Annotated in this window: 15 protein-coding genes; 12 read left to right on the top strand and 3 right to left on the bottom strand. The window is 37.5% G+C overall.

All coding sequences use genetic code 11. The features are described from left to right. The first annotated feature begins 113 nt into the window (after nucleotides 1-113). The 5 genes from rsmG to CD33_RS11565 all read left to right on the top strand — a co-directional run bounded on the left by rsmG (nucleotide 114) and on the right by CD33_RS11565 (nucleotide 4,827). Nucleotides 114-830, top strand: a complete 717-nt coding sequence (rsmG, locus tag CD33_RS11585; RefSeq protein ID WP_036200963.1) for a 16S rRNA (guanine(527)-N(7))-methyltransferase RsmG — start codon at nucleotides 114-116, stop codon at nucleotides 828-830. Between the two features lie 378 nt (nucleotides 831-1,208). After that, nucleotides 1,209-2,096, top strand: a complete 888-nt coding sequence (noc, locus tag CD33_RS11580; RefSeq protein WP_036200961.1) for a nucleoid occlusion protein — start codon at nucleotides 1,209-1,211, stop codon at nucleotides 2,094-2,096. 349 nt (nucleotides 2,097-2,445) lie between these two features. Further along, nucleotides 2,446-3,207: a ParA family protein gene (locus tag CD33_RS11575; protein ID WP_036200960.1), complete on the top strand. Its 762-nt coding sequence runs from the start codon at nucleotides 2,446-2,448 to the stop codon at nucleotides 3,205-3,207. After that, nucleotides 3,200-4,057, top strand: coding sequence for a ParB/RepB/Spo0J family partition protein (locus tag CD33_RS11570; RefSeq protein WP_036200959.1), 858 nt, complete (start codon nucleotides 3,200-3,202; stop codon nucleotides 4,055-4,057). Before CD33_RS11575 ends, CD33_RS11570 begins: the two co-directional genes overlap by 8 nt. A gap of 62 nt (nucleotides 4,058-4,119) precedes the next feature. Continuing rightward, the gene (locus CD33_RS11565) at nucleotides 4,120-4,827 is read left to right on the top strand and encodes a DUF554 domain-containing protein (RefSeq protein WP_036200957.1); all 708 of its coding nucleotides are present in this window, start codon (nucleotides 4,120-4,122) and stop codon (nucleotides 4,825-4,827) included. Here CD33_RS11565 and yyaC read toward each other — a convergent pair. Continuing rightward, nucleotides 4,744-5,376: a spore protease YyaC gene (gene yyaC / locus CD33_RS11560; protein WP_176400080.1), complete on the bottom strand. Its 633-nt coding sequence runs from the start codon at nucleotides 5,374-5,376 to the stop codon at nucleotides 4,744-4,746. The genes CD33_RS11565 and yyaC overlap by 84 nt on opposite strands. A 116-nt stretch (nucleotides 5,377-5,492) precedes the next feature. On the opposite strand from yyaC, the gene CD33_RS11555 reads away from it, so the two are divergent. From CD33_RS11555 to ychF, 3 genes are all read left to right on the top strand, one after another. Further along, nucleotides 5,493-6,416, top strand: coding sequence for a mechanosensitive ion channel family protein (locus CD33_RS11555; RefSeq protein WP_036200955.1), 924 nt, complete (start codon nucleotides 5,493-5,495; stop codon nucleotides 6,414-6,416). Next, a complete protein-coding gene (locus CD33_RS11550) occupies nucleotides 6,416-6,616 on the top strand; it encodes a DUF951 domain-containing protein (RefSeq protein WP_036200953.1) in 201 nt (66 codons plus the stop codon). The genes CD33_RS11555 and CD33_RS11550 overlap by 1 nt, the downstream gene beginning before the upstream one ends. Nucleotides 6,617-6,750: 134 nt before the next feature. Continuing rightward, a complete protein-coding gene (ychF, locus tag CD33_RS11545; protein WP_036200952.1) occupies nucleotides 6,751-7,851 on the top strand; it encodes a redox-regulated ATPase YchF in 1,101 nt (366 codons plus the stop codon). 169 nt (nucleotides 7,852-8,020) lie between these two features. Here ychF and CD33_RS11540 read toward each other — a convergent pair whose 3' ends face one another. Both CD33_RS11540 and CD33_RS11535 read right to left on the bottom strand, forming a co-directional pair. Then, nucleotides 8,021-9,478, bottom strand: a complete 1,458-nt coding sequence (locus tag CD33_RS11540; RefSeq protein WP_036200950.1) for a S8 family peptidase — start codon at nucleotides 9,476-9,478, stop codon at nucleotides 8,021-8,023. A gap of 249 nt (nucleotides 9,479-9,727) precedes the next feature. Beyond that, the gene (locus CD33_RS11535; protein ID WP_036200949.1) at nucleotides 9,728-10,276 is read right to left on the bottom strand and encodes a DUF3267 domain-containing protein; all 549 of its coding nucleotides are present in this window, start codon (nucleotides 10,274-10,276) and stop codon (nucleotides 9,728-9,730) included. A 181-nt stretch (nucleotides 10,277-10,457) separates the two neighbouring features. Between CD33_RS11535 and rpsF the strand changes: the two genes are divergently transcribed. The 4 genes from rpsF to CD33_RS11515 all read left to right on the top strand — a co-directional run bounded on the left by rpsF (nucleotide 10,458) and on the right by CD33_RS11515 (nucleotide 12,872). Next, a complete protein-coding gene (rpsF, locus tag CD33_RS11530) occupies nucleotides 10,458-10,745 on the top strand; it encodes a 30S ribosomal protein S6 (protein ID WP_036200947.1) in 288 nt (95 codons plus the stop codon). 47 nt (nucleotides 10,746-10,792) lie between these two features. Beyond that, the gene (gene ssb, locus CD33_RS11525; RefSeq protein ID WP_036200946.1) at nucleotides 10,793-11,362 is read left to right on the top strand and encodes a single-stranded DNA-binding protein; all 570 of its coding nucleotides are present in this window, start codon (nucleotides 10,793-10,795) and stop codon (nucleotides 11,360-11,362) included. Nucleotides 11,363-11,466: 104 nt separating this feature from the next. Then, nucleotides 11,467-11,703, top strand: a complete 237-nt coding sequence (rpsR, locus tag CD33_RS11520; RefSeq protein WP_036172223.1) for a 30S ribosomal protein S18 — start codon at nucleotides 11,467-11,469, stop codon at nucleotides 11,701-11,703. 227 nt (nucleotides 11,704-11,930) lie between these two features. Further along, nucleotides 11,931-12,872 carry a YybS family protein gene (locus tag CD33_RS11515; RefSeq protein WP_036200945.1) on the top strand — a complete coding sequence of 314 codons (942 nt, stop codon included), beginning with the start codon at nucleotides 11,931-11,933 and terminating at the stop codon, nucleotides 12,870-12,872. Nucleotides 12,873-12,874: the final 2 nt, after the last annotated feature.

Genomic DNA, 12,874 nt, shown 5'->3' with positions numbered 1-12,874 from the left:
ATTCCGAAAATCGCCATGCGCATTTGACTGACGAGCGTTCGAGTTTATTGCTATCTCGGACGCTCGTTCAATTTAGTATCAATAATACCAGTATGAAACTAAAGGAGATCCCTATGAACGAACAACAGTTTATTGAAGCTTTAAAAGAAATGGGAATTGAATTAAGTGACACACAAATAGGACAATTCAAGAAATATTTTGAACTACTAGTTGAGTGGAATGAAAAAATGAACTTAACGGCAATTACAGATTTGGAAGGTGTCTATCTGAAGCATTTCTACGATTCCATTAGTGCAAGTTTTTACTTTGATTTTACAAAGGTAGAATCGCTTTGTGACGTAGGGGCCGGAGCAGGGTTTCCAAGCTTGCCGATCAAAATTTGCTTCCCTCATTTACATGTAACAATTGTTGATTCTTTAAATAAACGGATTACATTTTTAAACCATTTAAGCGAGCAGTTGCAATTGGAAAATGTATCATTTGTCCATGCGCGTGCAGAGGAATTTGGCCAAAATGAAAAGTACCGTGAAAAGTTCGATGTCGTTACGGCACGTGCTGTAGCAAGATTATCGGTACTTTCAGAACTTTGCCTACCAATTGCAAAAGAGGGAGGATTTTTTGTCGCCTTAAAAGCAGCAGCTGGTCCCGAGGAATTAAAGGATGCAAAAAAAGCGATATCAACTTTGGGAGCATCTTTGAAGGAAGAATTTTCATACTCGTTGCCTATTGAAGAAAGTGACCGTACTCTTTATATTTTTGATAAAATAAAAAAGACCCCGAAGAAATATCCACGTAAACCAGGTATACCTAACAAAACGCCAATTATATAGAAAAAATATGTGGTAGTATAAAATATAGATCAATGTAGTGATATTAAATTTAGCTTAATGTCACTACGCATTGATTCTAGTTAACTAGCAATTAAGTGTTACAATAAACTGCAGTGTTTCACATGAAACATTCTGTTTAATGTGAGAAAGATATATATATTCAGACTATTTTCAACGTTTTGTCAAGTTTAGTTTCGATTAGTTAAAATTGTCACAAAATATTAGATATAAATTTGCCTCATGAAGCATAAATACTTATTATTATGTCATTTACTAGATTATACTTCTATCGAACTCTGTACAATTTATAGATTATAATAAATAATATTATATAAGTATTCCCGAGCAAGATAGTTTCTAAAAGGTGGTGCCTATTGAATGAAAAGTCCTTTTTCACGATTTTTCGGAGGCGGAGATAAGAGTGTTTCCGAAGTTAAAAGTGAAGTAGAACAAGTAGCACAAATTGAAAAGAAGAATGCTGCAGAAGAAGTAGTAAAAATCCCAATTGATAAAATTATTCCAAATCGGTTCCAGCCTCGTACTGTTTTTGATGAAGAAAAAATTGAAGAATTATCAAGAACAATCCATACGCATGGTGTCATTCAACCCATTGTCATTCGACACTTTGAGGGAGAACGTTATGAAATCATTGCGGGGGAACGTCGCTACCGGGCAATGAAGAAGCTCAATTGGACTGAGGTTCCTGCCATTGTTCGAGATTTAAGTGATAAAGAAACTGCTTCTATTGCTTTGATAGAAAATCTCCAGCGAGAAGAACTAACGGCAATTGAAGAAGCATTGGCTTATCAGCAATTATTGGAACTTCATTCACTAACACAAGAAGCACTTGCTCAACGTTTAGGAAAAGGCCAGTCAACTGTTGCAAATAAATTGCGTTTATTAAAATTACCCCAATTTGTCCAGGAAGCAATCTTAAAAAGGGAAATTACGGAGCGCCATGCACGCGCAATGATTTCTTTGAAGGATGAAGAATTACAAGCTCGATTGGTAGCTTTAATAAAAGAATATGATTGGAATGTTCGTCAGCTCGAAGAATATATTCAACAAATGAACGAACCAAAAGAAGAATCGGCAAAGAAGGAAAAGCCAAAGCGAAAAGCCATCAGCAAAGATATCCGTATCGCACTCAATACAATTAAACAATCACTATCCATGGTGACGAAAAGTGGTATTAATGTGAATACCGAAGAAGAAGACACGGAAGAATATTATCAAATCACAGTACGTATTCCAAAGAAAAAATAATTGATTAGCTAAGGAACCCAAGTTGAATATTCCACTGATTTTTGACTGGAGGCAAACCTATTAGGGCTTTTATGATATGAAGAGATACGATTTAAAAGCTTTCACAAAATCTAATTTCTTTAAAAACCTCCTTATTAACAGTAGAAAAGTTCTCCTTTAATAGAGTTGCATAAGTGCGACAAAGGCTTATCGTCAAAGCGGATGGCGATAGGCCTAATTTTCTAGTATCAAATTTATAAAATAGTTGTTTTTTTATAAATACATCTAGTTTATAAATTTGATAAAATGAACTAAATGACTAAATACGATTCGTTTTTTATTTTGATTCATGAAAGCAGGTGCAAAAAGGTTGGGAAGAATTATTGCCGTAACAAACCAGAAAGGTGGGGTAGGTAAAACTACAACATCTGTAAATCTGAGCGCTTGTCTTGCATATTTAGGGAAAAAAGTTCTTTTAATAGACACTGATCCGCAAGGTAATGCTACAAGTGGTGTTGGTATAAATAAAGGTGAAATTCAAAGTTGTATCTATGATGTTCTAATTGATGACGAAGAAGTGATCAACACGATTCAATCATCTAAAGTTGAAAATTTAGATGTAGTGCCAGCAACAATCTCTTTGGCTGGCGCAGAGATTGAGCTTGTTTCCACAATTTCACGTGAAGTTCGATTGAAACATGCCTTACAGAATGTGAAAAATCAATATGATTATATTATTATCGATTGTCCACCCTCTTTGGGGTTATTAACGATAAATGCATTAACTGCATCCGATGCAGTGATAATACCGGTTCAATGTGAGTATTACGCCCTGGAAGGATTAAGTCAATTATTATCGACTGTTCGTCTTGTTCAAAAACATTTAAATCAAGATTTATATATTGATGGTGTGCTCTTAACCATGCTTGATGCACGCACAAACCTTGGTTTGCAGGTTATAGAGGAAGTTAAGAAGTACTTCCAGGATAAAGTATATAAAACAATCATCCCGCGCAATGTCCGTTTAAGCGAGGCTCCGAGTCATGGCGAACCGATCATAATATATGACGCAAGATCAAGAGGTGCGGAAGTTTATTTAGAGTTAGCAAGGGAAGTGATTAAAAATGGCTAGAGGGTTAGGTAAAGGTATAGGGGCATTGTTTCCAACAGAAACACTCGAAAATATACAGCCCAATGAAGATCAAGTTGAAAAAATTGACTTGCAAAAACTTGTTGTTAATCCTTTTCAACCCCGAAGAACATTCGATGAGGAAGCAATTGCGGAACTAGCCCAATCAATAATGGAGCATGGAATCATACAGCCCATCGTTGTCCGGAAAAAAGGCAAAAGGTATGAAATAGTTGTTGGGGAAAGGCGTTTTAGGGCTGCAAAATTTGCCAATTTAAAAGAAATACCTGCAATCGTCAGAAGTTTGACAGAAGACCAGATGATGGAACTGGCCATATTAGAAAACCTTCAACGAGAAGATTTAACGCCTATTGAAGAAGCTGAAGCCTATCAAAGTTTAATAGAAAAACTTAACTTTACCCAAGAAGAACTTGCCAAACGTCTAGGAAAAAGTCGTCCATATATCACGAATCATCTCCGTTTATTAACATTGCCGGAAGAAGTTCGCGCTCTAGTAGATAAAGGTGAGTTATCCATGGGTCATGGGCGTACATTATTAGGTTTGAAAAATAAAAGAAGAATACCTGATGTAGCTGAAAAGGTGATAAAACACGGCTTAAATGTGCGCCAATTAGAGGCATTGATTAAACAATTGAATGAAGAAGTTTCACGTGAAACAGAAAAGCCGGTCAATAAGGACATTTTTGTTCAAGCTACCGAAACGCAACTGCGTGAATACTTCGGAACAAATGTTCAAATTAAAAAATCCAAGAATAAAGGGAAAATTGAAATTGAATTTTATTCAGAGGATGATTTAGAACGTATATTGGAAATACTACAACTAGAAGAGTAGAAAAGTTGTGAGCGCCAAGTAGTTGAGGCGCTCTTTTTTCTAAGACAAAGAAGAGGTAAAACATGGTGCTACTTGGGTCAATTATAAATGCCTTACTAATCATAATAGGATCAACAATCGGTCGTATTTTTAAGGGGATCCCCGATAAAATGAAAACGACTGTACTATCAATTATTGGTCTTGCTGTTGCTGTTTTAGGAATTCAAATGGGGATGGAGACTACTAACTTTATTATTGTGATTATTAGTCTTGTTGTAGGTGCGGTGATTGGTGAATGGCTTGATTTAGACAATCAATTATTTCGCATAGGAAAATGGGTAGAAACAAAAATCGGGAAGCAAACGTCAGAAAGTAGTATAGCGGAAGGATTTATTAATGCCACTTTATTTTTTGTGATTGGTTCAATGGGAATTCTGGGCTCATTGGATAGTGGTATACGTAATGATCATTCAGTTTTGATAACAAAGGGGATTATTGATGGGTTTACCGCGATCGTTTTATCATCAACCCTTGGAATAGGTGTAATGTTAGCTGCAATCCCCGTTCTTTTATATCAAGGTACGATTACGCTTTTGGCTGGCGTTATTAGCAAATACATACCCGAAGCAGCCTTAAATCTATTTATTCAAGAAATGACGGCGACAGGTGGAATCATGATAATGGCGATAGGTTTAAATATTGCTGGTTTAACTAAGGTTCGAGTAGCCAATCTGCTGCCTGGAATCGTAATGGTTGCTATTGTCGTTGTATTCATTTTTCTTTTTCAATAAATGACGTTGCCAAGCGAGCATTAACGCGCGTGCAATTTTATTGCCCATCGAATATGTAACATTCAAACGGGTATTTTGTAAAACAAGCATTTCCATAAAGCCTCCAACATTGACGATTCCTTTAATTGAAATGTCACCGATTGGAGGTAATTCTTTTTTTACAGCCTTGCCAGGGAATAATGGACCGTCTTGAAGAACAATATGACCGACATTACGTTCGCTTCCTAAACAAGCATCAATCGCAACGACATAGGGCTTGATAGGCTTTGCATTTATTTCTTCCATTGTCGATGTTAAATTGATGGCATGTAATGGATTTTCAAGTGTACCGATTACTTCAAACGGGAAGGAGTGAAAACTCGTCAAAAAACTGCCTGTTAAAGGACCGAGAGAATCACCAGTAGAGCGATCTGTTCCAATACAACAGAATATTAATTGTTCATGATCAAAAGGAATATAATTTAAAAATAAATCACTTAATTGCCAGAGAGCACCTGTTTGTTCATGATGAACAAACGAATTTAAAGGGACTTTCGTAATTTTTTGCATAAGCAATTCTCGCTTTCCTTAGAATTGGTAATAAATTAATTTTTAATGGCAAAAATTGAACTATATTGATACCAAGTATATTCAAATTTATGGTTACTTATACAAGGAGTGGAAAAATGGCGACGGATGTAATAGGAGATCAAGTGGAAGAACAAGTAAAAGAGGCTACAGAGTTTTCTGAAAAAATATGGGACTATTTCACGAGTGAAGAATTATGGTCCTTTGTTTTAAGTGCTTGCACAAAGATTCTAGCGATTCTTTTAGTATCCTACTTAGTTATATTTATAGGGAAGAGAATCATTACACGAATCCTTACCCTGAAAGTGAAAACACCTCTAAATCAAAATGAACGAAGGCAGCAAACAATTATCAAATTGCTGCATAGCACATTGAGCTATTTAGTTTATTTTTCAGCGATGATTGCTATTCTTTCGGCTGTTGAAATCAACATTGGCGGGCTACTTGCGGGGGCAGGGATTGCCGGTTTAGCGATTGGCTTTGGTGCGCAAAGTTTAGTAAAAGATATTATTACGGGATTCTTTATTATCTTGGAGGACCAGTTTGGAATAGGGGATTATATCCGTTTAAATAACGCCGAAGGGACAGTAACGGAAATTGGGTTGCGTACAACCAAGATTTTAGGAACGACAGGTGAACAGTACATTATACCAAACGGACAAATATTGGATGTTGTCAACTTCTCGGTCAACAACTCCAAAGCCATCATCGATATGCAAGTTGCAATTGATGCGGATATTGAAAAGGTTGAGAAGCTTGTTTCCGAGTATTTAAAAACATTGCCCCCAAACTACGAAGAACTGATTGATGTACCAGCGTTTTTGGGAGTGCAAAATGTAGTGGGGACAGAAGTAACCATCCGTATTATTGCCGAAACGAAACCTTTGCAGCATTACGGGATTGCCCGTGTCATTAGACGTGATGTTAAAGAAATTTTGGAAAGAAACGGAATTCCAATGGCATATCCTAAAATGATGCTTTATGATCGAGGTAGTAAAGAGTCTGGGGGAGATGAATCATAATGGAAGCAAAAGTATTTGAATTGAACGATGTGGTTGAAATGAAAAAACAGCATCCTTGCGGTACGAATGCATGGAAAATTATCCGGTTAGGTGCAGATATCCGAATTAAGTGCACAGGATGTGGTCATAGCGTTATGATCCCTCGTCGAGAATTTGAAAAGAAAATGAAAAAAGTGTTAGTTAGAGCAAATGGAGAATAAAATTTTGGCGAATTAGACTTTTTCTCTACTTATCCATATAATAAACAATGGTTTTATATTATTTAGTTCTATTTTATTTATATTTGAATGCAAGAAAAAAACACAAGAGAAATAGAAAGGTCGTGTCAACACACATGTCGCTAACAGCTGGTATAGTAGGTTTACCAAACGTAGGAAAATCTACATTATTTAACGCAATTACAAAAGCAGGTGCATTAGCTGCCAACTACCCATTCGCAACAATCGATCCCAACGTAGGAGTAGTTGAAGTACCGGATGCACGATTAGATAAATTAACTGAATTGGTTGAACCTAAGAAAACTGTTCCAACAGCTTTTGAATTTACAGATATCGCAGGGATTGTAAAGGGAGCTTCCAAAGGAGAAGGGTTAGGAAATAAATTTTTATCCCACATCCGTGAAGTAGACGCAATTTGCCAGGTAGTTCGTTGTTTTGAAGATGAAAATATTACGCACGTTTCGGGTTCTGTGAATCCAATTGATGATATTGAAGTCATCAATCTGGAATTAATTTTGGCGGATATGGAATCTGTAGAAAAACGCCTTCAACGAGTAGGCAAAATGGCTAAGCAAAAAGATAAAGAAGCGTTAATCGAAGAGCCAATATTAGTGAAATTAAAAGATGCATTAGAAAAAGAAAAGCCAGCACGTTCTGTCGATTTATCGGAAGATGAATTAAAAGTAATCAAAGGCTTGCACCTTTTGACAATCAAACCAATGCTCTATGTAGCGAATGTTTCTGAAGAAGAAGTGGCAGATGCTGCAAACAATAAATACGTTCAACAAGTACGGGAATTTGCAGATGCAGAAGGTGCTCAAGTCATTACAATTTGTGCGAAAATCGAAGAAGAAATTTCAGAATTGGATGATGAAGAAAAAGCAATGTTCCTTGAAGAACTAGGAATTGAAGAGTCTGGCTTGGACCAACTAATCCGAGCTTCATATGATTTATTGGGATTGGCAACATACTTTACTGCAGGTGTACAAGAGGTGCGTGCTTGGACTTTCCGTAAAGGAATGAAAGCTCCGCAATGTGCCGGTGTTATTCACTCAGATTTCGAGCGCGGATTTATTCGTGCCGAAACTGTAGCTTATGAAGACTTGGTGGCGGCTGGCTCAATGGCAGCTGCAAAAGAGGCTGGCAAGGTACGCTTGGAAGGGAAGGAATACGTTGTTCAAGATGGCGACGTGATGCTATTCCGTTTCAATGTTTAGATATTAATATCGCAATCAACCGTCATCATCTAGGTAACATCCTAGCATGGTGGCGGTTGATTTTTGTCTGCTTCTTAAATGAACTCGCCAATATTCTTCATTTTTAATTTCCTTAGATATCTGAGTAAGAAAATACTCGGCCACGAAGAGCCGAGCGTTTTTAAACAGTTTATCGAATTTGGAACGAAGTTGTAGCTGAACTGCTTGTGTAATTGAGTTTCGTTGTTTCAGCCTTCACTTTATATGTCCCTTTTGTCGTATATCTTGTGGTCGACATGTTGCATGTAATCATACCATTCGAATCTGTCTGAGCTTTTACACTGGTTGTTCCGCCTGTTGGAGATGTAATCATAAGGGTTACAGTTGCATTGGAAAGGGCACTTCCATTGGCATCTACAGCTTTTGTGTAAATGGAAACTGTTTCCCCGGCAAGATATGATGTTTTATTGGTAGTTAGTGTTGTATTGATTTTTAATGACACTGGTGTTGTGTTATTCGTCGAAACGATAGGTGCCTGAATCAACCCGAAACCAAAGTATGCATCTTTTCCAACAATCCCAATATCCAACGTACCTTTTTCTAATTTTGAACGTAACTCTGCAGCTGCAAGTGTTGGATTAGCTTGTTTTAATAATGCCAAATTACCTGATACATAGGGGGCAGCCATTGATGTACCACTCATATAAACATATTGATTTCCTATATAAGTACTTAAGATGCGTTCCCCCGGAGCCGCTACATCCACTGCATTGCCTGTTGATGAAAAGGAAGCTCTTGAATCTAAGTTGTTGGTTGCAGCAACCGCAATCGTTGAATCATAATAAGCAGGGTAATTGACAGTATCCCCCGCACCATCGACTGTTCCACTATTGCCGGCAGCAGCCACCACTAAAATTCCTTGATTGTAAGCACGATCTACTGTTTCTTTCAAAGTTAATGATCCGGTTGGCGTCCCTAAACTCAAATTGATGATATTCATTTTATTATTGATGGACCAATCAATCCCTGCAATGATATCAGATAGGTAACCGCTGCCATTGGCATCCAATGCTTTTACCGCATAAAGGCTTGCATCCGGCGCAACGCCAACAGTTCCAATGGTGTTATTTTTGGCCCCAATGATTCCAGCGGCATGTGTGCCATGACCGTTATCATCTTGGTAAGAAGGAGTATAACTAGTGAAGGAGACTCCGCCTGCAATCGATAAATCGTCATGAGCGGCGATTCCTGTATCAACAACGGCAACTTTTATTCCTTTCCCTGTTATACCGCCTGACCATGTTTTGGGAGCATTAATGCGCTGAATCCCCCAGTCTTGGGTTTGGGAAGAGATTTTTACAGTGACATCTTTTTCCACAGCAATAACGTTTGGATTCTTTTGCAAACCTTTAATTGCAGTTGGAGGAACTGTTATTGCTAAAGCCGGTACCGCCTTGTACTCACGATGTATTTGACCTTTGGCATTGGATATTAATTGCTTATCCGCTTTTTCTTTAAATAACACAATGACTCGTTCTTTGTTATTGTTTGCATTCCCTTTTTCCAAGACATTTGCATCTGATTCAGTCGGAGTTAGAAGAGAAAATGATAGAATGAATACTAGTAATAGGGTGATACGTTTTCTCAAAAAAGCGCCTCCTTTTTAGTAGTTATTCAATAAGTTATTTGGTCCTTATTGTATTTCTCCATTACCCAAAAATATAATAAATATCATTCTATTTATCCGTTTTTTGTACTTTTTTAAAAAAATATTAATAGTTTAAGGGTTTCTCTAGTTTTATTAATGGCAAAAGAGCAGTCATTGATTACTGACTGCTCTTCTGCCATGCATAAAATACTTCATTTGGCGCAATTAGTTTTACTTGATTAGAAATCGTTAGATCCTTTCTTGAAATACGTATAACCGAGGCAGCTCCGGATCGTCTTTAATCAAAGCGCCATTCGGGAATCTGCGTAATTCTTTGTACATATAAAAATCGCCTGCTGCCCCGGCAATCAAAAAGGCTCCCACAATGACAAGCAGATTCGAATTCAACATAAAGCCGGCTAACGAAGGCAGGGCGCCTGTCGTCCAAAAAGGCAATAACAGTGACCGTTTCATCGCCTTATTTGTCAGTGGCTGTGTTGTAGTAGCATAGGCAACTCCAAGCTTTAAATTGACGCCATAATCCAGTTGGCTGAACCTTACTTTTCCAAAAAGCATAAAACCTATTAAATGAAAAATTTCATGAAGTGCAATCAGTACAATATACAATACGAAAAATAGGAAGAAATCCCAAATGTTCATGGAACCTGAAAAGTTTTGATGAATCAAGCCGTTCAAAATTAAAAACAATAAACATAGACATATAGTCAACCATATATTTATTTTTGCAATTCGCCGCATATCGATTTCAATGATCGTGGGTACTTCATTTGCAAACATTGTATACTGACATCTCCCTTCTTCATTTCATTATAAAGGTTATGTTTCTTTTTTTGAATGCAGCTTTCATTGTTGCAAAAAGGCAAACCGTGTGGTACAATTCTACGATGTGAGTATGTATTACTTACTCCTTGCTCCCGTACTATCGGAGAGCCCAAGTCCATAAGGAGGTGCAAAATAGATGAAAAAGTATGAAGTAATGTACATCGTTCGTCCGAACATTGAAGACGATGCGAAAAAAGCATTAGTAGAACGCTTCAATGAAGTTTTAACTTCAAACGGCGCTGAAATCATCGAGTCTAAAGAGTGGGGCAAACGCCGCTTAGCTTATGAAATCAACGACTTCCGTGAAGGTTACTACCAAATCGTGAAAGTTAACGCTGGTACAGAAGCAATCAACGAATTCACTCGTTTAGCTAACATCAGCGAAGACATTATCCGTCACATGGCTGTTCGTGAAGAAGCATAATTAACATTTAAACTTAACAAAAATCGCTGAAAAAGGAGGTTGAAATTGTGATAAACCGTGTCGTACTAGTTGGAAGACTTACGAAAGATCCAGAGCTTCGTTATACACCGAGTGGCGTTCCTATGACTCGTTTCACAGTAGCTGTGAACAGAACATTTTCGAACCAATCAGGTGATCGTGAAGCAGACTTCATCGGATGTATCGCTTGGAGGAAACAAGCCGAAAACTTAGCCAACTTCATGAGAAAAGGAAGTTTGATTGGTGTGGAAGGCCGTATCCAGACAGGTAGCTTTGAAGGTCAAGATGGAAAACGTGTTTATACAACAGATGTTGTTGCGGATGCTGTACAATTCTTGGAACCGCGGAACACTGGTGGTGGAACGCCAAATCAACAGTATGGGGGGCAACCGCAATATGGAGGCAACCAACCTTCATATGGTACGAGCCAATCAAACCAACAATTTGGCGGCGGCAATATGGATCAAGATCCATTTGCTCCATCCTACCAACAATCTCAACCTTCTGCTAATCAGCAAAATTATACACGTGTTGATGAGGATCCATTTGCATCGAGCAAAGGACCTATCGAAGTTTCCGAGGATGATTTGCCATTCTAATTGGGAAAGCGAAGCATATTCGTTCCAAAGAGCTAATGTGTGTGCTGGACTGCTAGATCGGCGTAATTCGTGAAACTAAAAACTAATAAAGGAGGAATATCGAAATGGCACAACGTCGCGGAGGCCGCAAACGCCGTAAAGTTTGTTACTTCACTTCAAACAACATTACTACAATCGATTATAAAGATGTAGATTTACTTAAAAAGTTCATTTCTGAGCGCGGTAAAATCTTACCACGTCGCGTAACTGGTACAAGTGCAAAATACCAACGCAAATTAACTACAGCTATTAAACGTTCTCGTATTATGGCTCTTCTTCCATTCGTAGCGGAAGATAAATAAGATGAATCTTATTAAAAGTACAACAAGGGTGATGAACCCATTGTTGTACTTTTTTTGTATGTACCTTTTTCATTGATAAAAGATAGTCCCCAAAAAACGGATGTAATAAATAAGTGGATTGCCTGAAATGAATATCCTTCATCCTCGCAATTTTGTCCATTATATAAAAAGATGGTACAATATATGAATGACAAGAATTTTTTTAATTAGTCAAAGGAAGGTTATAAATGCCGAATAATCAAACCAGAAGGCTTTCCCATGGTGCTATGATGATAGCACTATTTGCCATTTTTATTGCCATCGCATTTTATGTTCCAATCATTAGTCTTGTTGCTAGCTTGTTTGCTCCACTGCCATTAGCTTGGTATAGTGCGAAATATGATCGGAAATCCTCGCTATTAGTAGCATCGATAGGATGCGTCATTTCCTTCTTCTTTGGGGGATTGTTGATTATTCCTTTTGCTATGATGTTTGCAGCAATCGGGGTTGTCATAGGGGATGCGCTGAGATTAAAAAGAAGCAAAGTATTTTTACTAATGTCTACAGGGATTACATCACTCGTAACATTTGCGATAGAATATCTTATCGCTTTAAAGTTATTTGAAATAGACATTATTAAAGATTTCATGACAATCGCGCGTGAAAGTTATCAAAGGTCCATTGAACTTTCACAAAATTTTACAAACCAAACACCTATCGACGAACAAATGTTGAGTAGAATGTTTGATACGATGGAGATTTTGATTCCAGCTACAATCACAATATCAATATTTTTCATTTCGTTTATTATGATCTCGATTAATCTACCAATGCTAAAACGCCTAGGAATTAATGTTCCAAAATTTCATGCATTTAAGAATATGCGGTTGCCAAGAGCGGTATTATGGTATTACTTAATTGTATTGACAATCAATTTATTTATTAGCCCTGAAAGTGGTACTGCACTATACGTCATTTGTTTAAACTTTTCACTAGTACTCTGGTTGCTGTTAACCTTGCAAGGGATATCACTCGTTTATTTTGTCCTTGATGCATATGGTTCTCCACCTTTCTTAAAGGTGCTAGCAGCCTTAATGGCAATTCCACTGTATTCCTTCTTTGTACTCATAGGGATATTGGATTTAGGTTTTGACATACGTTCGATTGTCAAAGGTAAGATTCAGAAGTAGGG

The sequence above is a fragment of the Ureibacillus sinduriensis BLB-1 = JCM 15800 genome (assembly GCF_000772955.1).
Taxonomy (GTDB): Bacteria; Bacillota; Bacilli; order Bacillales_A; family Planococcaceae; genus Ureibacillus; species Ureibacillus sinduriensis.
Note: the sequence above shows the minus strand (reverse complement) of the source record. Positions and strands in the feature narration are given on the sequence as shown.

Coding starts and splice junctions, on each gene's coding strand:
- CD33_RS11535 (WP_036200949.1), bottom strand. CDS start 10,276: ATGTTTGCAAATGAAGTACCCACGATCATTGAAATCGATATGCGGCGA.
- CD33_RS11515 (WP_036200945.1), top strand. CDS start 11,931: ATGCCGAATAATCAAACCAGAAGGCTTTCCCATGGTGCTATGATGATA.
- rsmG (WP_036200963.1), top strand. CDS start 114: ATGAACGAACAACAGTTTATTGAAGCTTTAAAAGAAATGGGAATTGAA.
- CD33_RS11570 (WP_036200959.1), top strand. CDS start 3,200: ATGGCTAGAGGGTTAGGTAAAGGTATAGGGGCATTGTTTCCAACAGAA.
- rpsR (WP_036172223.1), top strand. CDS start 11,467: ATGGCACAACGTCGCGGAGGCCGCAAACGCCGTAAAGTTTGTTACTTC.
- CD33_RS11550 (WP_036200953.1), top strand. CDS start 6,416: ATGGAAGCAAAAGTATTTGAATTGAACGATGTGGTTGAAATGAAAAAA.
- noc (WP_036200961.1), top strand. CDS start 1,209: ATGAAAAGTCCTTTTTCACGATTTTTCGGAGGCGGAGATAAGAGTGTT.
- rpsF (WP_036200947.1), top strand. CDS start 10,458: ATGAAAAAGTATGAAGTAATGTACATCGTTCGTCCGAACATTGAAGAC.
- CD33_RS11555 (WP_036200955.1), top strand. CDS start 5,493: ATGGCGACGGATGTAATAGGAGATCAAGTGGAAGAACAAGTAAAAGAG.
- CD33_RS11565 (WP_036200957.1), top strand. CDS start 4,120: ATGGTGCTACTTGGGTCAATTATAAATGCCTTACTAATCATAATAGGA.
- yyaC (WP_176400080.1), bottom strand. CDS start 5,376: ATGCAAAAAATTACGAAAGTCCCTTTAAATTCGTTTGTTCATCATGAA.
- ychF (WP_036200952.1), top strand. CDS start 6,751: ATGTCGCTAACAGCTGGTATAGTAGGTTTACCAAACGTAGGAAAATCT.